Source organism: Ruegeria sp. Ofav3-42 (assembly GCF_022347725.1).
Lineage (GTDB): Bacteria > Pseudomonadota > Alphaproteobacteria > Rhodobacterales > Rhodobacteraceae > Ruegeria.
In genome coordinates, this window is sequence record NZ_JAKRGB010000003.1 from 24,381 (window position 1) to 43,937 (window position 19,557).

Annotated in this window: 22 protein-coding genes; 3 read left to right on the plus strand and 19 right to left on the minus strand. The window is 58.8% G+C overall.

Annotated features, from left to right (window positions below):
* Positions 1 to 106: 106 nt before the first annotated feature.
* Both MHN28_RS05425 and MHN28_RS05430 read right to left on the minus strand, forming a co-directional pair.
* Positions 107 to 799: an HAD family hydrolase gene (locus MHN28_RS05425; protein WP_239336918.1), complete on the minus strand. Its 693-nt coding sequence runs from the start codon at positions 797 to 799 to the stop codon at positions 107 to 109.
* Between the two features lie 25 nt (positions 800 to 824).
* Entirely contained in the window at positions 825 to 1,109 is a 285-nt protein-coding gene (locus MHN28_RS05430) for a DUF3572 domain-containing protein (protein ID WP_239336920.1), read from the minus strand.
* A gap of 87 nt (positions 1,110 to 1,196) precedes the next feature.
* On the opposite strand from MHN28_RS05430, the gene MHN28_RS05435 reads away from it, so the two are divergent.
* Positions 1,197 to 2,585, plus strand: a complete 1,389-nt coding sequence (locus MHN28_RS05435; RefSeq protein ID WP_239336922.1) for a diguanylate cyclase — start codon at positions 1,197 to 1,199, stop codon at positions 2,583 to 2,585.
* Positions 2,586 to 2,590: 5 nt separating this feature from the next.
* On the opposite strand, the gene MHN28_RS05440 is transcribed toward MHN28_RS05435, so the two are convergent.
* From MHN28_RS05440 to MHN28_RS05455, 4 genes are read right to left on the minus strand one after another with little or no spacing between them, the layout of a single operon-like run.
* Complete coding sequence (locus MHN28_RS05440; RefSeq protein ID WP_239336925.1) at positions 2,591 to 3,064, minus strand: periplasmic heavy metal sensor; 474 nt, start codon at positions 3,062 to 3,064, stop codon at positions 2,591 to 2,593.
* Positions 3,061 to 3,414: a hypothetical protein gene (locus tag MHN28_RS05445; protein WP_239336928.1), complete on the minus strand. Its 354-nt coding sequence runs from the start codon at positions 3,412 to 3,414 to the stop codon at positions 3,061 to 3,063. Before MHN28_RS05445 ends, MHN28_RS05440 begins: the two co-directional genes overlap by 4 nt.
* Positions 3,407 to 4,021: an RNA polymerase sigma factor gene (locus tag MHN28_RS05450; protein ID WP_239336931.1), complete on the minus strand. Its 615-nt coding sequence runs from the start codon at positions 4,019 to 4,021 to the stop codon at positions 3,407 to 3,409. The genes MHN28_RS05445 and MHN28_RS05450 overlap by 8 nt, the downstream gene beginning before the upstream one ends.
* A gap of 6 nt (positions 4,022 to 4,027) precedes the next feature.
* A complete protein-coding gene (locus MHN28_RS05455) occupies positions 4,028 to 4,495 on the minus strand; it encodes an EF-hand domain-containing protein (protein ID WP_239336934.1) in 468 nt (155 codons plus the stop codon).
* A gap of 191 nt (positions 4,496 to 4,686) precedes the next feature.
* Here MHN28_RS05455 and MHN28_RS05460 point away from each other — a divergent pair, with 191 nt between their 5' ends.
* Both MHN28_RS05460 and MHN28_RS05465 read left to right on the plus strand, forming a co-directional pair.
* Positions 4,687 to 5,085, plus strand: a complete 399-nt coding sequence (locus MHN28_RS05460; RefSeq protein WP_239336937.1) for a DUF983 domain-containing protein — start codon at positions 4,687 to 4,689, stop codon at positions 5,083 to 5,085.
* A gap of 25 nt (positions 5,086 to 5,110) precedes the next feature.
* Positions 5,111 to 5,812, plus strand: coding sequence for an NUDIX hydrolase (locus MHN28_RS05465; protein WP_239336940.1), 702 nt, complete (start codon positions 5,111 to 5,113; stop codon positions 5,810 to 5,812).
* A 23-nt stretch (positions 5,813 to 5,835) separates the two neighbouring features.
* Here the strand turns inward: MHN28_RS05465 and MHN28_RS05470 are convergent, their stop codons facing one another.
* From MHN28_RS05470 to nuoG, 13 genes are all read right to left on the minus strand, one after another.
* Positions 5,836 to 7,503 (minus strand): ribonuclease J, encoded by a 1,668-nt coding sequence (locus MHN28_RS05470; RefSeq protein WP_239336942.1) that lies wholly within the window; start codon positions 7,501 to 7,503, stop codon positions 5,836 to 5,838.
* Positions 7,500 to 8,279 carry a type III pantothenate kinase gene (locus MHN28_RS05475; RefSeq protein WP_239336944.1) on the minus strand — a complete coding sequence of 260 codons (780 nt, stop codon included), beginning with the start codon at positions 8,277 to 8,279 and terminating at the stop codon, positions 7,500 to 7,502. The genes MHN28_RS05470 and MHN28_RS05475 overlap by 4 nt, the downstream gene beginning before the upstream one ends.
* Positions 8,280 to 8,290: 11 nt before the next feature.
* Positions 8,291 to 9,040, minus strand: a complete 750-nt coding sequence (locus MHN28_RS05480) for a biotin--[acetyl-CoA-carboxylase] ligase (RefSeq protein ID WP_239336946.1) — start codon at positions 9,038 to 9,040, stop codon at positions 8,291 to 8,293.
* Between the two features lie 54 nt (positions 9,041 to 9,094).
* Positions 9,095 to 10,537, minus strand: coding sequence for an NADH-quinone oxidoreductase subunit NuoN (gene nuoN / locus MHN28_RS05485; protein WP_239336948.1), 1,443 nt, complete (start codon positions 10,535 to 10,537; stop codon positions 9,095 to 9,097).
* Positions 10,538 to 10,552: 15 nt separating this feature from the next.
* Complete coding sequence (locus tag MHN28_RS05490) at positions 10,553 to 12,097, minus strand: NADH-quinone oxidoreductase subunit M (RefSeq protein WP_239336950.1); 1,545 nt, start codon at positions 12,095 to 12,097, stop codon at positions 10,553 to 10,555.
* Positions 12,097 to 14,265 carry an NADH-quinone oxidoreductase subunit L gene (gene nuoL / locus MHN28_RS05495; protein WP_239336952.1) on the minus strand — a complete coding sequence of 723 codons (2,169 nt, stop codon included), beginning with the start codon at positions 14,263 to 14,265 and terminating at the stop codon, positions 12,097 to 12,099. Before nuoL ends, MHN28_RS05490 begins: the two co-directional genes overlap by 1 nt.
* A 6-nt stretch (positions 14,266 to 14,271) precedes the next feature.
* A complete protein-coding gene (gene nuoK / locus MHN28_RS05500; protein WP_005984024.1) occupies positions 14,272 to 14,577 on the minus strand; it encodes an NADH-quinone oxidoreductase subunit NuoK in 306 nt (101 codons plus the stop codon).
* 4 nt (positions 14,578 to 14,581) lie between these two features.
* On the minus strand, positions 14,582 to 15,184 hold the full coding sequence (locus MHN28_RS05505) for an NADH-quinone oxidoreductase subunit J (RefSeq protein WP_239336954.1): 603 nt from the start codon (positions 15,182 to 15,184) through the stop codon (positions 14,582 to 14,584).
* A complete protein-coding gene (locus tag MHN28_RS05510) occupies positions 15,181 to 15,591 on the minus strand; it encodes a carboxymuconolactone decarboxylase family protein (protein WP_239336956.1) in 411 nt (136 codons plus the stop codon). Before MHN28_RS05510 ends, MHN28_RS05505 begins: the two co-directional genes overlap by 4 nt.
* Positions 15,588 to 16,082, minus strand: a complete 495-nt coding sequence (gene nuoI / locus MHN28_RS05515; protein WP_170395751.1) for an NADH-quinone oxidoreductase subunit NuoI — start codon at positions 16,080 to 16,082, stop codon at positions 15,588 to 15,590. Before nuoI ends, MHN28_RS05510 begins: the two co-directional genes overlap by 4 nt.
* A 208-nt stretch (positions 16,083 to 16,290) precedes the next feature.
* Entirely contained in the window at positions 16,291 to 17,328 is a 1,038-nt protein-coding gene (gene nuoH, locus MHN28_RS05520) for an NADH-quinone oxidoreductase subunit NuoH (RefSeq protein WP_239336959.1), read from the minus strand.
* Positions 17,321 to 17,539, minus strand: a complete 219-nt coding sequence (locus MHN28_RS05525; protein ID WP_239336962.1) for a hypothetical protein — start codon at positions 17,537 to 17,539, stop codon at positions 17,321 to 17,323. The genes nuoH and MHN28_RS05525 overlap by 8 nt, the downstream gene beginning before the upstream one ends.
* Positions 17,536 to 19,557: an NADH-quinone oxidoreductase subunit NuoG gene (gene nuoG, locus MHN28_RS05530; RefSeq protein ID WP_239336965.1), complete on the minus strand. Its 2,022-nt coding sequence runs from the start codon at positions 19,555 to 19,557 to the stop codon at positions 17,536 to 17,538. Before nuoG ends, MHN28_RS05525 begins: the two co-directional genes overlap by 4 nt.

Below are 19,557 nucleotides of genomic sequence, written 5' to 3' on the forward strand. Positions count from 1 at the left end.
ACTTGCTTTCTACCAGCAAGCCCGGAAGTCGGGGCAATCGCCGCTCTGTCTGCGACAAACTCTGTCGGTTTTTTATCCCGGACCGTCGAAATCGGCCCCAAGCCGGTCAGTTTGCGGCCAACCAAGCGGGAATGTGACCGATATCCGGCAACACCACATCCGCCATCGGCGCCAACGCCTCGGCCGGTGCCATCCCGGTCAGAACGCCAATTGTGGTCATCCCGGCGGCGCGCCCGGCCTGCAGATCATGCAGACTGTCCCCCACCATGGCCACGCGCGATGGATCGACGCCGACATGGGTGGCAAAGGCAATCAACTGACCGGGACCGGGTTTGAACCCGTGACCGCTGTCGTAACCGGCGACAAAATCGAAGTGATCGCGAATTCCCACAGACGCCAGGTGCTGCAGCGCGGGCACTTCTCCGTCATTCGTGGCCACGCCCAACTTGAGACCAGCCTGCCTGAGACCTTCCAGAAATGGAACCAACGGTACGGCCGGTGCTTGAGTTGCCGTCGCCGATTCCGTGTTCAGGACATCAATCAACTCATCGAGCGACATGTCCGGAAAATGCGGGGCAAGCGCCTCCGCGATTTCTCCCACAGTTCCAGCGATGACAATGCTGTCTTCGGAGTATTCCTCAGTGACCGGATCGAACCCGATGGCCTGGCCCAGTTCGGCGGCACGCTCGGGATCACCGCCTGACAGTCTCTCCATCAAACTGCGCCCGAAGCCGCCCCATGTGTTTGCAAAATCAAACAGAGTTCCGTCCTTGTCGAACAAGATCGCGTCGATGGGCATTGCATGCTCCTGTCAGAAGTTTGGATCAGGTCCAGTGAACGTCGCTGCCACCGGACAAAACCATCCGCGCCTGACCCGGCAGGTCGTAGGGCACAGAGTTGGCGTCACAAAAGGCGATCACCCACGAATCGTCAAGCATCAAGAATTCAAGAACGGAACTCAGGAACTCCGGCTCTGCCGCCCTTTCCCGCAGGTCATCGGTGGATGCACCCGTCGACCCCAGAAAAACGGGCAACAACTCATCGTTCCCGACCAGCCAACCCAGGACATTCAGGGCCAGCGTTTCTGCAGATTGGGCGGTGATCGGCATAAAGAGGCCTCGGATGTGTGCTTGGAAAGGGTTTGTTAACCAGACTCATAAACACTTTGGCAACGCATGCAATCAACGGTGACTGATATGTCCGTGCAGGGAACCATCCTTGTCCTCGACGGGACTTCGACCAATCGCATTATGCTGAAGGTTCAGCTGACCGCGGCCTGGTATCACGTCGTTCAGGCGGAAAAACTGCACGGTCTGGCCGGGCTGCTGCGGCGTACTCGCCCCGATCTGGTCCTTGTTGCGCAGACGTTGCCAGATGGCACAGCCGCTGATGTCAAAAGGTTGGTGATGGCAAATCCGGATCTGGCCGATGTGCCGGTGGTGGCAATTGCACCGCAAAATGACAAGGCGGCCAGATTGAAGGCGCTCGCCGATGGTTTGGATGATGTTCTGGCACATCCGTTCAAGGACACGTTGTTGTTGGCGCGGGTGCGCAGTCTGCTGCGGTCTCGCGCGGAAACTCAGGACCTAAAGCTGGGCAACGGATCGCATCCGATAGGTTTCGCCGAGCCAGCCACCGCCCTGATTGCCGCGCCAAAATCGGCCCGGGTGGCCATTCTGGCGCACACCTGCCGTACCGGAGCTTTGTGGAAAAAGGCATTGTCTGGCCGGTTGCGTCACAGCCTTTCCACACATGTTTCTTCGAACATGCATGCACTTTTGTCTGGCCCGATTCCGGATGCCGTCGTGGTCGAAATCGGCAGAACCACCCCCGGTCTGAGTACGTTGGCCGATCTGAAATCACGCGGAGCCACCCGGCACACGGTGTTGATCGCTGTTCTGGCTGGGGACGACGCCTCTCTGGCATCTGAGGCGCTGGATCGTGGGGCCGACGCCGTTTGCATGGGCGGGTTTTGTACCGACGAAGTCCTGCTGCGATTGGAGAACCAAATCGCCCGAAAAACCCTTACGGATCAGATGCGCGCCTCGCTGCGCCGCGGGATAGCTGAAAGTTGGGTCGACCCTCTGACCGGACTGCATAACCGCCGATACGCGATGCGGGCCATAGATCAGATGGCCCGTCAGCCATCCCAAGATGGGCACGGTTTCGTCGTCATGCTGGCCGATCTGGACCACTTTAAAACCATCAATGACCGCTTTGGGCATATTGGCGGTGACCTTGTATTGGCCGAGGCCGCTAAGCGCATGAAAAGCACCCTTGGATCCGCAGGGTTCGTTGCGCGGATTGGGGGCGAAGAGTTTATGATTGGCTTGCCCAACAGCTCTCCGGCAAAAGCAATGGAGTTGGCCAGGACGTTGCGCGACTGCATCAGCGAGACGCCATTCACTCTGCCGGATGCGTCTGCCCCGGTCCCGGTCACCATCAGTATCGGAATGACGGCACCCAACCCGCCTTTGCCCAGCAACGAACCCTTGGAACGAGTGATCAAATCCGCCGACATCGCGCTTTACGCGGCAAAGAAGGCTGGGCGCAACCAAGTCAGAATCAGGCAGAACGCAGCCTGACCCATTCAGTCCTTTTTCTTGTGACCATGGGGGCCGCGTTTCACGACGTCTTCCAGTCGCTCCGCATAAATCAGGCGCTCTTCATCACTCATGGCCACGACGCGGGATAGCCATTGCGCTTGCAGGGCATCCTGCAACTCCGCCATGAATTGCGCTTGTTGATCCAGCAATGCCTGAACCGCTGCCGGGTCAAACGGGTCTGACCGCAAGGCCGCGCTGAGTTGGGCAAAGTCCTGGGATCGGTTTTTTGCACCCTTTCTGTGACGGTCGAACAGCTCGCCCCGCATGGCTTTTCGCTCGTCCTTCGGCAAAGCGCGATAGAGCGCCGAGCCGAACCCCGGCGGTGCTTTCGCATGATCGCCGCCTTTGACCCGCAGCACGGTCCCCAACGCAACGCCGACAACCAGCAGGTTCAAAGCCAGCGAGATGACCAGCAGAACGGACATCCAGCGACTTTTGGGTTTGGGATTATCGCTCATTCCGCGTCCTCCAGAAAACTCGTATCCAGGCTAAGATCAGCGACCACAAAACTGACATCCTGTGCGTAAATGTAATTGGCGGGATCGGGTAGAAACGCCGGGGCCGAAAATCCGATCCACACGCCTGCCATACTGGCGGCAACCAGACCGCCCATGCCCTGCCAGCCGCCAAGCCCGGCGAGCACACGCGTCCACAGCGGGTTCGTCTTCGTCTCATCTGGTTTCCTGCGCTCCAGCCGAACGGTTTCCGCATCCGTCAGAATGCGCACGGCAAGGTCATCCGGCAGTTCCGGGCGTTTCTCCCGGGCTTGGGCGAACAACAGATCCAGATTGTCTTTGTCTTCAGTCATCGTCGTACCCCAGTTCATCACGTCGTCCGGCCAAAATCGCAGTCAGAGATCTTTTTCCACGTGCAGTCAGACTTTCCACCGCTTCCACTGAAATGCCCATGATTCCCGCGATTTCCGGGTTGGGCAATTCTTCTATATGCCGCAATACAACGGCTTGTCTCTGACGCTCGGGCAGCTGCGACAGCGCTGTTTGCAGCGCATCCTTGCGGGCAGCGTCCTGCAATCGTTCAGCGGCGCTCGCCTCTTCATCTTCGGGCTCGGGCACGTCAGCTAACCTGTCCGGCGTCTTTTTGCGTCGCAGATCAACACACAGGTTCAGCGTCACACGATAGAGCCATGTAGACACCTTGGCCTGCCCCGGAACCCAATCCGGTGCCATCTGCCACAGGCGCATCATCGCCTCTTGCGTGACATCTTCCGCCTCGGCCCGATTGCCCAGAAACCGCAGCGCCACAGACAAGCTGCGTGGCGCAAGGCGATCTGTGAGCACCCGCGCTGCTGCAGCGTCCCCATCGGCGAACTGCTTCAGCAACGCATCGTCGCCAATTGCGTCCGCGGCGCAAGGCGCGCCGCGAACGACCTGTGGTAAAGAGGTCAGATCCTCCATCCCGCATCAGCTGTCGTCAGAGTCCGCCTTGCCACCTTTCCTGTGGCGCTTGCCCATTTTTTCTTTTGCATCGGCAAATTCCTGTTCCGAGATCGCGCCATCGTTATTCGCGTCGATACGGTCAAACATCTTGCCAGCACGGCGTGGTTTGGGCAACTCGTCCTCGCTCAGAAACCCGTCCTTGTTGGCGTCATGGCGTTCAAACATCTTGGCGACACGGTCATTGACCTTTTTTTGACCTGCGGCCTGCATCTCTTCAAGGCTCAACTGACCATCGCCATCGGTGTCGGCATTGGTGAAACGCTGATTCCGGTGAGCCTGCATTTCTTCCTGTGTCACCTGACCGTCGCCGTTGGCGTCCAACTCCTGAAAGGTCACAGGTTCGCGATCTTTAGAGCCTGCAGCCAAAACGGATGTGCCGGTGATTGCCATGGCTGACACAACAACTGCCGGAATGAACTTGGCGCTTTTCATAACGTTTTTCCCTTGTTTTCGCGGCATCATTGCCGCTGCTTACATAGGTTCAAACGGGTCAGGCATCACATTCCGTCGCTGAAGGGGAAACTTTTTTGAAAACCCCATGGCGATGCAAAGCGACGCACCCCCCTTTCCCGGTGGATCAAACAAGCGTTATACACTCATCATTGGAACGCGCGAGTATCAACATGACAGATCAGACGATCGACACCACCGACCTGGAAGACCGCCCAACAAAGCCTGCACTGGTCAAAGGTTTCCGCTGCCGTTGCCCGAATTGCGGCGAGGGGAAGTTGCTGCACAGCTACCTCAAGGTTAACGACACATGCTCGAACTGTGGGGAAGAACTGTTTCACCACCGCGCAGATGACGGACCGGCTTACCTGACCATCCTTCTGGTGGGTCACCTACTGGCACCCGCATTGCATGTATCATACGTCCATTGGCGCCCCGAGCCGCTAACGATGTTCCTGATCTTTGCCTTTGGCTGCACGGCCCTGTCGCTGTTCCTGCTGCCGCGATTGAAGGGCGCAGTTGTGGCCTATCAATGGGCGCGCCGCATGCACGGCTTTGGACAGTCCAAGTGAACCGGGATCGCATGTTGAGCAACGGATGACGCTGGACAAAACGGCCATACGGAACGCAGCAACGGTCATTGTCCTACGCGACCGTCTTACCAATCCATCTATCCTGATGGGGCAACGCGGTGCAAAGGCTGCGTTCATGCCCAACAAATTCGTCTTCCCGGGCGGTGCTGTCGATGCATCTGACGCGAAAGTCGCGCTGGCTACTGATCTGCCCGACGTTTGCCACGAACGACTTGCCGAGCGATCTGAGACTGGGCTTCAGAATGCGCTTGCCGCTGCTGCAATCCGGGAGCTTTGGGAAGAAACAGGGCTGATCCTGGGGCAACCTGATAGCTGGGTTGGGCCTCTTGCCGATGATTGGGCCGCCTTTGCGCAAATGGGGTATCGCCCATCCGCGCAGGCGCTTCAGTTCGTGTTTCGCGCAGTCACTCCGCCGGGACGGCCGCGCCGTTTCGACGCGCGTTTTTTCCTTGTCGACGCCGGTGCGATCCAAGGCGATTTGGACGATTTCAGCCACGCTTCGGACGAGCTTTCGCATCTGCAATGGATCCCGCTGGATCGGGCGCGCGAATTCGACTTGCCGTTTATTACCGAGGTCGTTCTGGCCGAAATCGCAGCGCGGGTCACTGACCCAACGCCACCGGATTCCGTACCTTTCTTTCTGAATAATGAGGAAGAAAGCCTGTTCCTCAAACTTCGCGGCTATCCCATGCCCGAAGCGGACTGAGGGCCTAAGGCCCTCAGATACACCTATTTCATTCGGCTGATTACGGTCGTCACTTCCGGCTTTTTGCCAATCTCGGCTTTCGCAGTCTGGCGAACGATCCGGCGCAAGGCCTCTTCCAGCTTGTCATCATCACGCAGGGTTTTAGCGTCGGCCCGCATGAGGAATTGGTTCAGGTCCTCTTCCAGAACCTCAACCAGCGCAGCGCGGGACGATCCAAGTTCGGGCAAGCCCATCGTATCGCACCATGGCTCGCCCAGCGGTTCGTCTTCTTCGTCCAGAATGACCGTGACCGTAACGTGGCCGTTCAGCGCCATGCGAATCCGGTCTCGCACGACACCGTCCAGAGCACCAATCTTAACAGTCCCGTCCAGATAGGTCCGCCCGGTCTCGATATAGTCGACAACTTGCGGCGCGTTGCCGGTCAGGTCGACCATAGTCCCGTTCACCGCCAGAATGCCCGCGCGGCCGCCGGCCTCGGCCAGTTTGGCATGTTCACGCAAGTGACGGTGTTCTCCGTGCATCGGGATAACCATCTGCGGGTCGATCAGCGAGTGTACCTTCTCAAGGTCTGGGCGGTTGGCATGACCTGAAACGTGATACAGCCCCGAGCTGTCATCCACCACGTCCACGCCCTTTTCGCTGAGCTGGTTCATGATGAAAATCACGCCCCGCTCATTGCCCGGGATCGTTTTCGACGAGAAGAGGAACAGGTCGCCCTCTTTCAATTCCAGCCCGCGATACTTACCCCGCGCAAGTTGCGCGCTGGCAGCGCGGCGTTCACCCTGGCTACCAGTTACGATCAGCATCAGGTTCTGGCGCGGCAGATCAACGGCCTCTTCGGCGCTGACGACACGAGGAAAGCTGGTCAGAATACCTGTTTCCGTCGCAGCCTCGATCATCCGGCGCATCGCGCGGCCCAGCAAAACGACCGAGCGCCCTGCCCTCTCACCGGCTTCCGCCAGAGTCTTCACCCGCGCAACGTTTGACGCAAATGTGGTCGCCACGACCATGCCATTGGCCTCTTCGACCAACTTGGTGATCTCGGGGCCCACTTCGGATTCCGAACGGCCAGCATGAGGCGAAAACACGTTGGTACTGTCGCATACCAGTGCTTTGACACCGGGCTTGGCAACCTCGGCCCAGAGGTCAGGATCAAACGGCTCGCCCACCACGGGGTTTTCATCCAGCTTGAAGTCACCGGAATGCACGATCCGCCCCTCGGGGGTGTCGATCACCAGTGCTGCACTTTCGGGAATCGAGTGAGAGACAGGCAGGAATCCCACCTTGAACGGACCAACCTCAACCTGTTCCGGCCACGCGGATACGGTCCGCACAGCGTCCTCGGGGTGGCCGTGCTCTTCCATTTTGCGACGGGCAATATTTGCTGTGAAAGCGCGCGCATAGACAGGCGCACCCAGCGCCTCATAACAATGCGCCACTGCACCAACGTGATCCTCGTGCGCGTGGGTCACGAAAACAGCCTCCAACTGGTCGGCGCGTTCCCTCAACCACGTGATGTCGGCATGGATCAGGTCCACACCCGGTGTCGTGTCCATATCCGGGAATGTGACGCCCAGATCCACCAGGATCAGCCTCTCCTGCCCGGGCTTGCCATAACCATAGACATAGGCGTTCATGCCGATTTCGCCGGCCCCGCCCAACGGCAGGTAGATCAATCGTTCGCTGCTCATACCGAGCCATTTTCCTTGTTATAGCGATGAATCACGGTCAGCCCGTGCATCGTCAGATCGTCTTCGATTGCGTCGAACCCCACGTCGGCCTGATCGAACAGAGGCGCGAGCCCACCGGTTCCAACGACTTTCATCGGCATTCCGTATTCCGCCTTGATCCGGGAAATCAGCCCCTCGATCAATCCGGAATAGCCCCAATACACGCCGGACTGGATACAGCCAACCGTATTCGTGCCAATCACTTTTTCCGGACGGGTGATATCGATATGCGGCAGGGCCGCAGCCCCCTGATGCAGGGCCTCAAGGCTCAGGTTTACACCCGGCGCGATAATCCCGCCAACATAGGCCCCATCCGCCGCGACCACATCAAAGTTTGTCGCCGTACCAAAGTCCACCACAACGACGTTGCCACCGTGACGATCAAACGCGGCCGCCGCATTGGCCAGTCGATCCGGGCCGGGCACGGTACCTTCATCAACGCGCGGGTTCATCGGCAACAGGCATTCGGGCTTGCCCACGACCAAAGGACGGCACCCAAAGAACCGGTCCGCGAAGACCCGAAGGTTGAATACAACACGCGGCACGGTCGACGCTATGATTACATCGGTGATTTCCGCTTCGATCCCATAGTGCTTCACAAGCGTCGAGTACCATGTGAAATAGGCATCCGCGGTACGCGCATGGTGGGTCGAGGTGCGCAAAGTGCACAAAAAACTCTCGCCGTCCCAGATTGAGAAGACAGTGTTCGTGTTACCGCAGTCGATAGCCAGAAGCATCTGAGCCTCCTTCAGAAAAACACATCCGCCGCAGGAATGCTGACACGGCCTTTGGCGGTGTTTAGGACAAGGTTACCCCCTGCGTCCACCGTTTCGAAGGTGCCAACCGTTTCCGACGCTGCGGTACGGGCGGTGATAACCTCACCCAAACGGGCGGCCCGCGCCAGCCACGCGGTTCGGATCGGTTCGAACCCATAGGTCGTGAATTGGTTCTCGTACCCGGCATAGGCGGCGGCAAGTTCGGTCAGGAAATCCTCGGGCGTCACATGGGCACCGGTCTCGGACAGCAGCGACACCGGGCGAACTGCGCCGGGTTCCACCACATCCGCTCCGGGCGCTTCGGACAAGTTTACGCCGATACCGATGGACAGATGCGAAACACCACGCCCCTGCCCGGTGCTTTCCAACAAGATACCGGCCAGTTTGCCACCGTTCAGCAAAACGTCATTTGGCCATTTGAGCGACAGCCCGGCCGCCCGCCCCGTGACCGCCACACAGGCATCAAACAGGGCCAGAGCCGCCACAAAGCTGCGCAGCGCGGCCTGTTCCGGGTTCCCTGCGGGACGCATCAATAGCGTCGCGGCCAGATTGCCCTTCGGGTTTTCCCAGGCGCGACCACGCCGACCACGCGCAGCGGTCTGGTGATGTGCCATGATCCACACCGGGCCTGCGGCGGTTGGCGCAATCCTTGCTGCTTCGTTTAAAGTACTGTCGACTTCCTGCAGAACGTGCAGTCCATATCCCTGTGGCCAGTCTGTCATGCCAAAAAGGCTCGGTCCGTGGACCGAGCCCGTCTCGTTGAGAAGTTACGTAGATCAGTTGACAAGTGTCGCCGCCGCAGCTGCCGCTGCGCCTTCGATACCGAACTGATAGAACACACCGACCAGCATCAAGGCGGCTGAGCCCATCAGGGCGACCCAAAGAACCGGCGAGGAATGCGTCTCGATCGGATCTTCGTTCTCTGCCCCGAAATACATGTAGAACACGATCCGCAGGTAATAGAACGCACCGATGACCGAGGCGATTGCCGACACGATGACCAACCCGGTCAGCCCAGCATCGACACCGGCTTGCCAAACGCCAAACTTGGCGAAGAACCCCAGCATTGGCGGGACGCCCGCTAGGCTGAACATCAGGATCAACACGGCCAACGCCTTGCCCGGTTCCCGCTTTGAGTACTGGCGCAGCGCATCGATATCAGTCACCGGTTTGCCGTCCCGCTCCATCATCAGGATGAACGCGAAAGTACCGATATTCATCGTCACATAGATGGCCAGATACATCAGCATCGCCTTGATGCCCATCTCGGTCCCGGCCGCCAGACCGATCAGCGCATACCCCATATGGGCAATCGACGAAAACGCCATCAGTCGCTTGATGTCACGCTGACCAATCGCGGCAACCGCGCCCAGCAGCATCGACAGAACCGACAGTAGCACAAGGACCTGTTGCCAGTCCTTGATGATACCACCAAAGGCATCGTGCATCAGGCGCGCGAACAGCGCCATCGCGGCCACTTTTGGCGCGGTCGCGAAGAAAGCTGTGATCGGCGTAGGTGCGCCTTCGTAGACATCCGGCGTCCACATGTGGAACGGCACGGCAGACACCTTAAACGCAAGACCCGAAATCAGGAAGATCAGACCGAACAATAGGCCGACTGAGACGTCTCCGTGGTGGACGGTCTGGATGATACCCGAGAACAGCGTGGTGCCGGTAAAGCCATAGACCAGCGACGCACCGTACAGCAGCAGGCCCGAGCTGAGCGCGCCCAGTACGAAATACTTCAGACCAGCCTCGGTCGATTTGGCGCTATCCCGGCGCAGCGCCGCAACGACGTACAGCGACAGAGACTGCAGCTCCAGCCCCATGTACAGCGACATCAGATCGCCCGCGCTGACCATCATCATCATGCCAACAGCGGCCAGAGCGACCAGCAAAGGGAATTCGAATCGCAGCAGGTTACGACGCGCCATATACTCCTGGCTCATTACCAGAACGGCTGCGGCTGACAACAGCACCGCCACTTTCGAGAACCTTGCGAACCCGTCATCCACGAACATACCGTTGAACGCCACGCGGGTGCCGTCGCTGTTCGTTGCAATCCAGATCGCCAGCAACGCCATTAGGCCCGCTGTTGTCCAGACCAGCAAAGGTGCCAGTTCGTCTTTCGTCGTGTAGACAGCCCCAATCAGCGCCGCCATCGCATACACAGCCAGAACGATTTCCGGCAGGATTATTGTCAGATCAGCCTGGATCATGTCTCCAAAGCCCCCTTAGTGCGAAGCGGCCGTCTGGGATGCGGCCTCAGCCGCGGCCAGAGCCATGTCATAGTTCAAAATCAGCGCGGCGGTTGAATTGCCGATCACATCGGTCACCAGCGACGGATAGACACCCAGCAGGATGGTCATCACGATGAGCGGGGCAAATATCAGCCGCTCGCGCGAGCTCATGTCGGTCATCGCCTTAAGGCTTTCCTTGATCAGATCACCAAACACCACGCGACGGTACAGCCACAGCGCATAAGCGGCCGAGAAGATCACACCGGTCGCGGCCACAGCCGTTACCCAGGTGTTGACCTGGAAGGCCCCCATCAGCGTCAAGAATTCACCGATGAACCCAGAAGTGCCCGGCAGGCCCACATTGGCCATAGTGAACAGCATGAAGACAAGCGCATAGGCGGGCATCCGAATCACCAGGCCACCGTAAGCCTCGATATCGCGGGTATGCATCCGGTCATAGATCACGCCCACACAGAGGAAGAGCGCGGCCGAGATGAACCCATGGCTGAGCATCTGGAAGATGGCACCGTCGATCCCCTGCTGGTTCGCAGCAAAGATGCCCATGGTCACGAACCCCATATGCGCGACCGAGGAGTATGCAATCAGCTTCTTCATATCCTCCTGCACCAGCGCAACAAGCGAGGTGTAGACCACGGCAATCGCCGACATCCACAGCACCAGATCGGTCATCACCGCCGAGCCCACCGGGAACATCGGCAGGCTGAACCGCAGAAAGCCATAGCCGCCCATCTTCAGCAGGATCGCCGCCAGCACGACCGAACCAGCCGTCGGCGCCTGAACGTGCGCATCCGGCAACCACGTGTGTACCGGCCACATCGGCATCTTCACCGCAAACGATGCAAAGAACGCCAGGAACATCAGCGTCTGCAGTCCGCCGACGACATAGATGCCCAACACGCTGAACCCCTCGGATGAGAAATGGTGGCTCATCAACGCTTCGATATCGGTGGTGCCTGCATCAGAGTACATTGCCACCATTGCCACGAGCATCAGTACCGAGCCGAGGAAGGTATATAGGAAGAACTTGAAGCTGGCGTAGATACGTTCCTTGCCGCCCCAGATGCCGATGATCAGGAACATCGGGATCAGACCCGCTTCGAAGAACAAGTAGAACAGCACCAGATCCAGCGCCATGAACACGCCCAGCATCAGCGTTTCCAGCAGCAGGAAGGCGATCATGTATTCTTTGACGCGGTCGGTGACCTGCCAACTGGCCAGAATGGTCAACGGCATGATGAACGTGGTCAGCAACACGAACAGAACGCTGATCCCGTCCACGCCCATCTTGTATTTCAAGCCCATCAACCACTCACCTTCTTCCACCATCTGGAAGCCGGTGTTGGAGGGATCAAAGCCGGTATAGATGCCGATTGAGACCAGGAATGTCACCGTGGTCGCTACCAACGCAACCCATTTCGCGTTGCGCTGTGCAGCCGCATCCTCGCCATGCAGGAACAGGGCCAGAATACCTGCTGCCACGGCGGGGATGAAGGTGACGATGGAGAGGATGTTATCCATTATTGTGCGCCTCCGCCGATCGACATCCAGGTGACAAGGGCTGCGATGCCCAGAACCATCCAGAAGGCGTAAGTAAAGATGTAGCCCGTCTGCGCCTTGCCTGCGAGGCGGGTGAAGAAGGGAACAACACCCATGGCCACTCCGTTCAGGAAGCCGTCAATTGTGTTGCCATCGCCCCGCTTCCACAGGAACCGGCCGAGCGCAATCGTGGGTTTGACGAAGACCGCGTCATAGATCTCGTCAAAGTACCACTTGTTCAGCAGGAACAGGTAGAGCGGACGCTGGTTCTGTGCCAGCCGCGCAGGAAGCGTGGTGTTCACGATGTAGAACCAGTAGGCCACGACAAAGCCCAGAACCATCGCGACGAACGGTGAAACCTTCACCCATTTTGGTGCCGCGTGCGCGTCGTCCAAAACATGGTTGTCCGGCGCAATATAGATCGCCCCCTCACCCGGTTCGCCAGCAAAGACATAGTGGTGATCGCCACCATGAGCTGCCTTGTCGTCGTGCGCGCCCTCTTCGGCGTGGCTATCGTCCGTATGCCCCTCATCCGCGTGGGCAGTTTCCTCACCATGCGCGTCAGCCGTTCCGTGATCACCGGCTTCGGCGTGTTCTGAAGCCTCGGCCACGGGAATGCCATAGAACTTACCGACCTTGTCCGCATGGCCGAAGAAGTTGCCATACCAGATCATCCCGGCGAAGACGGCTCCCAAGGATAGCACTCCAAGCGGAACCAGCATGGTCATCGGGCTTTCATGCGCGTGGTCATGGGTATGTTTGTCGCCGCGCGGCTCGCCATAGAAAGTCAGGAAGATCAAGCGCCAGCTGTAGAACGAGGTGAACGCTGCCGCGATCACCAGCATCCAGAAGCCGTAGCCGGAACCGCCCGCATAGGCGCTTTCGATGATGGCGTCTTTGGATAGGAACCCGGCAAAACCAATCGTCGTCAGCGGAATGCCCACGCCGGTAATGGCCAGCGTCCCGATCATCATGGCCCAGAAGGTATACGGGATCTTTTTCCGCAACCCGCCGTATTCGGTCATCTCCTGCTCATGGTGCATCGCATGTATCACCGAACCGGCACCAAGGAACAGCAGTGCCTTGAAGAAAGCGTGCGTGAACAGGTGGAACATCGCCGCCGAGTACATGCCTACACCAGCCGCCACAAACATGTAACCAAGCTGCGAACAGGTCGAATACGCAATGACGCGCTTGATATCGGTCTGCACCAGACCCACGGTCGCTGCAAAGAACGCGGTCGAGGCCCCCAGCACCGTGATGAACCCTGTCGCCCCCGGCGCAAACTCCATCAGCGGTGACATGCGGCAGACCAGAAAGACACCCGCGGTCACCATGGTTGCAGCGTGGATCAGGGCGGACACAGGCGTCGGGCCTTCCATCGCGTCTGGCAACCAGGTGTGCAGGATCAGCTGGGCCGACTTACCCATCGCTCCGATGAACAGAAGCACACAGATCACTTCGATGGCGTTCCACTCACCCCAAAGGAAACTCAGTTGCGTCTCGGCCAAAGTCGGAGCCGACGCGAAAACGTCCGAGAAGTTGATGCTGTCTGTCAGGAAGAACAGCGCGAAAATCCCCAGCGCAAAGCCGAAATCACCCACGCGGTTCACCACGAACGCTTTGATCGCCGCAGCGTTTGCGGACGGTTTGCGATAGTAGAAACCGATCAGCAGGTAGGACGCAACGCCCACACCTTCCCAGCCAAAGAACATCTGTACCAGGTTGTCTGCCGTCACCAGCGACAGCATCGCGAAGGTAAAGAAGGACAGGTAGGCGAAGAACCGTGGCTTATAGCTTTCGCCTTCGCGCCATTGTGGATCGTGGTCCATGTACCCGAAGGAATAGAGGTGCACGAAGGCCGAAACCGTTGTCACCACAATCAGCATGACCGCGGTCAGCCGGTCCAGTCGGATCGCCCATTCGGTCGAAAGCGAACCGCTTTCGATGAACCGCAGAACTGGTACCGAGTAGGAGCCACCGGGATAAGCCGACGGATCGAAGCTGAAAAAGATGATCCAGCTGAGCAGACAGGCCAGAAACAGCAGGCCAGTTGCGGTCCACATGGCCGCTTTCTCGCCAATGAATTTCCAGCCGAACCCGCAGATTAGCGCGCCCACAAGCGGGGCAAAGAGGATGGTGGTTTCCATGTTCTCTTACCCCTTCATCATATTTACGTCTTCAACCGCGATGGTGCCGCGGTTGCGGAAGAAGCAGACCAGAATGGCCAGACCAATCGCCGCCTCAGCCGCCGCAACGGTAAGGACGAACAGCGTGAACACCTGCCCGACCAGATCGCCGAGGAAACTGGAAAACGCCACGAGGTTGATATTCACCGCCAGCAGCATCAGTTCGATGCTCATCAGCAGGATGATGACGTTCTTGCGGTTCAGGAAGAGACCGAAGATGCCGATGACGAACAGCGTCGCCGCGACCGTAAGATAGTGTTCAAGTCCGATCATCGTCTTAAAGCCCCTGCCCCGGTTTTACGTCCTTCAACTCCATCGCTTTGGCCGGGTCGCGCATCATCTGACCGACAATGTCCTGACGCTTGATGTCCTTACGGTGGCGCAGAGTCAAAACAATGGCGCCGATCATGGCCACCAGCAGGATCAGGCCAGCCAGCTGGAAGAGAAGGAAGTATTGATCGTAAAGGATAACACCGAGCGCCTCGGTGTTGTGACGGTCCGTCGGGATCGGCTGGGCCAGATTCGCTGCCGCGCCCTGCGCGCTGTCCCAAGCGCCAAACGCCATGACGAACTGCATCAGGATAATCAGACCGATCAGCAAGGCCAGCGGCATATAGCGCGCCATCTCGGCCTTCAACTCGGCAAAGTCCACGTCCAGCATCATCACCACGAAGAGGAACAGAACCGCGACCGCGCCCACGTAGACGATGATCAGCAGCATCGCCACAAACTCGGCCCCCAGCAGCACGAACAGCCCTGCCGCTGACAAGAAGGACAGGATCAGCCACAGAACCGAGTGCACCGGCTGGCGGCTGATCACCGTGAACAGCCCGCCGGTGATGGCGCTGATGGCAAACAGATAGAAGGCAAAGACGGTCATTGATCCTCATCCTCGTTATCGCCCATGACCTCCTGCGCCAGATCCAGCGCGCGGGTCATGGCCGGGATGCCGGCAAATACCGACATCTGGCCGATCGTTTCCACGATCTCTTGTTTCTTCGCGCCCGCTTCCAATGCATGGCGCACGGTTTGACGCACCGCCGAGTCCGCCTGCGCGCCCTGACAGGTCAGCCCGGCCAAAGTCAGCAGCAGGCGGGTTTTGGCGTCCAGCCCGTCTTTGTTGACGGTATTTCCGAACATCATTTCCATGACCTCTTTGGGCATGGTCGGCCACAGCGCCTCGAACCCCTTGGGCGAGAAGTTCTCCATCGCCGGGTTCATCGCCTTGGCCATGTCCTGCGCCTGCTTCATCATCAGTTCGAACGGATTTGTCGGCGAGTCATTCATCGGTACGGCGCGTCCATTTCCAGGTTGCGGGCGATCTCGGCTTCCCAGCGTTCGCCGTTATCCAGCAGTTTTTGCTTGTCGTAGAACAACTCTTCCCGGGTTTCGGTGGCGAATTCGAAATTTGGCCCTTCGACGATGGCATCGACCGGGCAGGCTTCCTGACAGAAGCCACAATAGATGCACTTGGTCATGTCGATGTCGTAACGCGTGGTGCGGCGGCTGCCGTCTTCTCGTGGTTCGGCATCGATGGTGATGGCTTGGGCCGGGCAAACCGCTTCGCACAGCTTGCAGGCGATGCAGCGTTCCTCGCCGTTCGGATAGCGCCGCAGGGCATGTTCACCGCGGAAACGCGGGGAGAGAGGGCCTTTTTCGTGCGGATAGTTCACAGTGGCTTTGGGGGCGAAGAAATACTTCAGCCCCAGCTTCATGCCGACCCAGAAGTCTTGCAGCAGGAAGTATTTGGCAGCCCGGGTGTAGTCGATTTGGGTCATCAAAGTAACTCCTCAGACTTCGCATTTGAAACGAAATTCAGGGACATCTCTGAGAGTCCATTTGCATAGTCATACCAAGCGAGGCCTTCTTTCGTTGCAGAAGCTTGTCTTTGGAGCTTCGCCAGTAGGTGCAATAGACCATCTGTAAAGTCTATGAGCTCGGTAGCGCTGGATTCAGCGATCGCTTTGTGAATCCGGTTAACCATAGTCACCCTCCCACCGACCAACGGGCGAACGCGCCCCAGAACCAGTCAAATTTCGCCGCAAAGGCCACGAACACCACCCAGGCCAGCGAGAATGGCAGGAAGACTTTCCAGCCCAACCGCATCAACTGGTCATAGCGGTAGCGGGGTGTGATCGCCTTGACCATCGCGAAGAGGAAGAAGAAGAACGCCATCTTGGCGACCATCCACAGCACTCCATCCGGCAGGCCGGGGATCGGGGACAGCCAGCCGCCGAAGAACAGCAGCGTGGTCAGCGCGCACATCAAGAAGATTGCGATGTATTCGCCGGCCATGAACAGCAGGAAGGGCGTGGCCGAATATTCGACCTGATAACCGGCGACCAGTTCCGATTCCGCCTCGGGCAGGTCGAACGGCGGGCGGTTGGTTTCGGCCAGTGCCGAGATGAAGAACAGGAAGACCATCGGGAAATGTGGCAGCCAATACCAGCTGAAGAAACCGAAGCGGCCATCCTGCGCTTCGACAATGTGACCGAAATTCATGGAACCGGTCGAGATGATGATGCCGATGATGATAAGGCCAATGGAGACTTCATAGGAAATCATCTGCGCGGCCGAACGCAACGAACCGAGGAACGGGTACTTTGAGTTCGACGCCCAACCGCCCATAATCACGCCATAAACTTCCAGAGAAGAGACGGCAAAAACATAGAGGATGGCGACGTTGATATCCGACAATACCCAGCCATCGTTGAACGGGATCACGGCCCAGGCGATCATCGCCAGAACGAACGACGTAAGCGGAGCGAGGATAAAGACGGTGCGGTCGGCCCCGGCGGGGATGACCACCTCTTTCACCACATATTTCAGCGCGTCCGCTACCGACTGCAGCAAGCCATAGGCACCCACAACGTTCGGGCCGCGGCGCATTTGAACCGCCGCCCAGATTTTGCGGTCGCCATACACGAGGAACAACAGCGAGATCATCACAAACGCAACGACTGCAATCACTTGCGCCAGAATGATGATGGCTATTCCGCCTGGGGTGTTAAAGAAATCAGCCATTGGTCCTCACACCGTGGGTATTCCGTTTACCGCGAGCGAAGCTGAGGCCATGTGCCTGCGCAAACTGCGGCTGGGTCGGCACGCAGGTGTAAACAGCATCTGCCGCCCACGCGCCACCTTTTTCGTTGAGTCTCATGCGCATTCCCTTGTCCCCCACGCCGCGGATTGCAGCGCCGGTTTCAAACAGCGATATGAAACGGGTCTGGTTCATTCGGCCGCGATCTTTCCGGTGTTTCGGGCCTGAGCCTGTGCGGAAAGCTCGGCCATCAGCTGCGATGCCCGCGCAATCGGGTTTGTCAGATAGAAATCCTTGATCGCGTTCCGGAACGTGGCCGAGCCCAGCGGGGCTGCTTCCAGAGATTGTGCCTCATTCTCGATCACCTGGTCGATACGCGCCAGATGTGGCACGGCTTCGACCAACGCGGTGCGCAGTTGCGCCAGCGAGTCAAATGGCAACGTGGCGTCCAGTTCAGCGGACAGCGCCCGCAGGATGGCCCAGTTCTCTTTCGCCTCACCTGGCGCAAAACCGGCACGCATGGCCAGTTGCGGGCGGCCTTCGGTGTTGACGAACAAGCCGTTTTCCTCGGTGTAGGCAGCTCCCGGCAGGATCACGTCAGCGCGATGCGCGCCCCGGTCGCCATGGCTGCCCTGATAGATCACAAAGGCACCGTCGCCGATTTCGACCTCATCCGCGCCGAGGTTATAGATCACGTCCGCTGCGCTGACCGCGTCCATGCCGCCTTCATTGGTGGCATCCACATCCATGGCACCCACGCGCGATGCCGCGGTGTGCAGGATCAAAAGCCCACTTTCGGTATTGGCAGCAATGGTTTGCGCGGCAGCCAGAACGGCTGCGCCGTCGGCCTCTTGCAACGCGCCCTGCCCGACAATGACCAGCGAGGCTTTGCCCTTGATTTCATCATCGCCGCCCATATCAATTACATTCTGCAAAGCGGCCCGGTCGTCGCCCACATGGTGATACTCATAAGTCAGATCGACCCGAGGGCCGACCAGAGCCACCTCAGCCCCATGCGCCCAGGTCCTGCGGATACGCGCGTTCAGAACCGGAGCCTCATCACGCGGATTCGTACCGATCAGTAGGATACGTTCAGCCGTGTCGATATCCTCAATCGCGGCTGTCCCGGCATAGGCCCCGCGATTGCTGGACGGCAGCTTTGCACCGTCGGTACGGCATTCAACAACACCGCCCTGCCCCTCGATCATCTGTTTCAGCGCATATACTGCTTCGACCGGTGCCAGATCACCCACGATCCCTGCTGGTTTTTCGGCCCCTTTTAAGGCTTCCGCCGCCTTCGTCAGCGCCTCGGTCCAACTCGCGGGGCGCAATTTGCCGTTCTCGCGTACATAAGGCCTGTCCAAACGCTGACGGCGCAGACCGTCCCAAACAAACCGGGTCTTGTCGCTAATCCACTCTTCGTTCACGCCGTCATGGTTGCGCGGCAGGAAGCGCATCACTTCGCGGCCTTTCGTATCCACGCGGATGTTCGATCCCAGAGCATCCATCACGTCGATGGATTCAGTCTTGGTCAGTTCCCACGGGCGCGCGGTAAAGGCATAGGGCTTCGACGTCAGCGCTCCAACCGGACAGAGGTCGATGATGTTGCCCTGAAGGTTCGAGTCCAGCGTCTGGTTCAAATACGAGGTGATCTCGGCATCTTCGCCACGCCCCGTCTGACCCATCTGGGTGATCCCGGCGACCTCGGTGGTAAACCGTACGCAACGGGTGCAACTGATGCAGCGCGTCATGGCGGTGCCGACCAGCGGCCCCAGATCCAGATCATCCACGGCGCGCTTGGCTTCCTTGAAGCGCGAACCAGACATGCCGTAAGCCATCGCCTGATCCTGCAGATCGCACTCGCCGCCCTGATCGCAGATCGGGCAGTCCAGCGGGTGGTTGATGAGCAGGAACTCCATCACCCCTTCGCGCGCTTTCTTGACCATGGGCGAGTTGGTCTTGACCTCGGGCGCCTGACCTTCCGGCCCCGGGCGCAGATCGCGTACCTGCATCGCGCAGGAGGCCGCAGGTTTGGGCGGGCCGCCCACAACCTCGACCAGACACATCCGGCAGTTCCCGGCAATCGACAGACGCTCGTGATAACAGAAGCGCGGCACCTCGACCCCGGCCTCCTCACAAGCCTGGATCAGCGTCATCGCACCATCGACTTCGATTTCCTGCCCGTCGATATTGACTTTACGGAGGTCAGACAT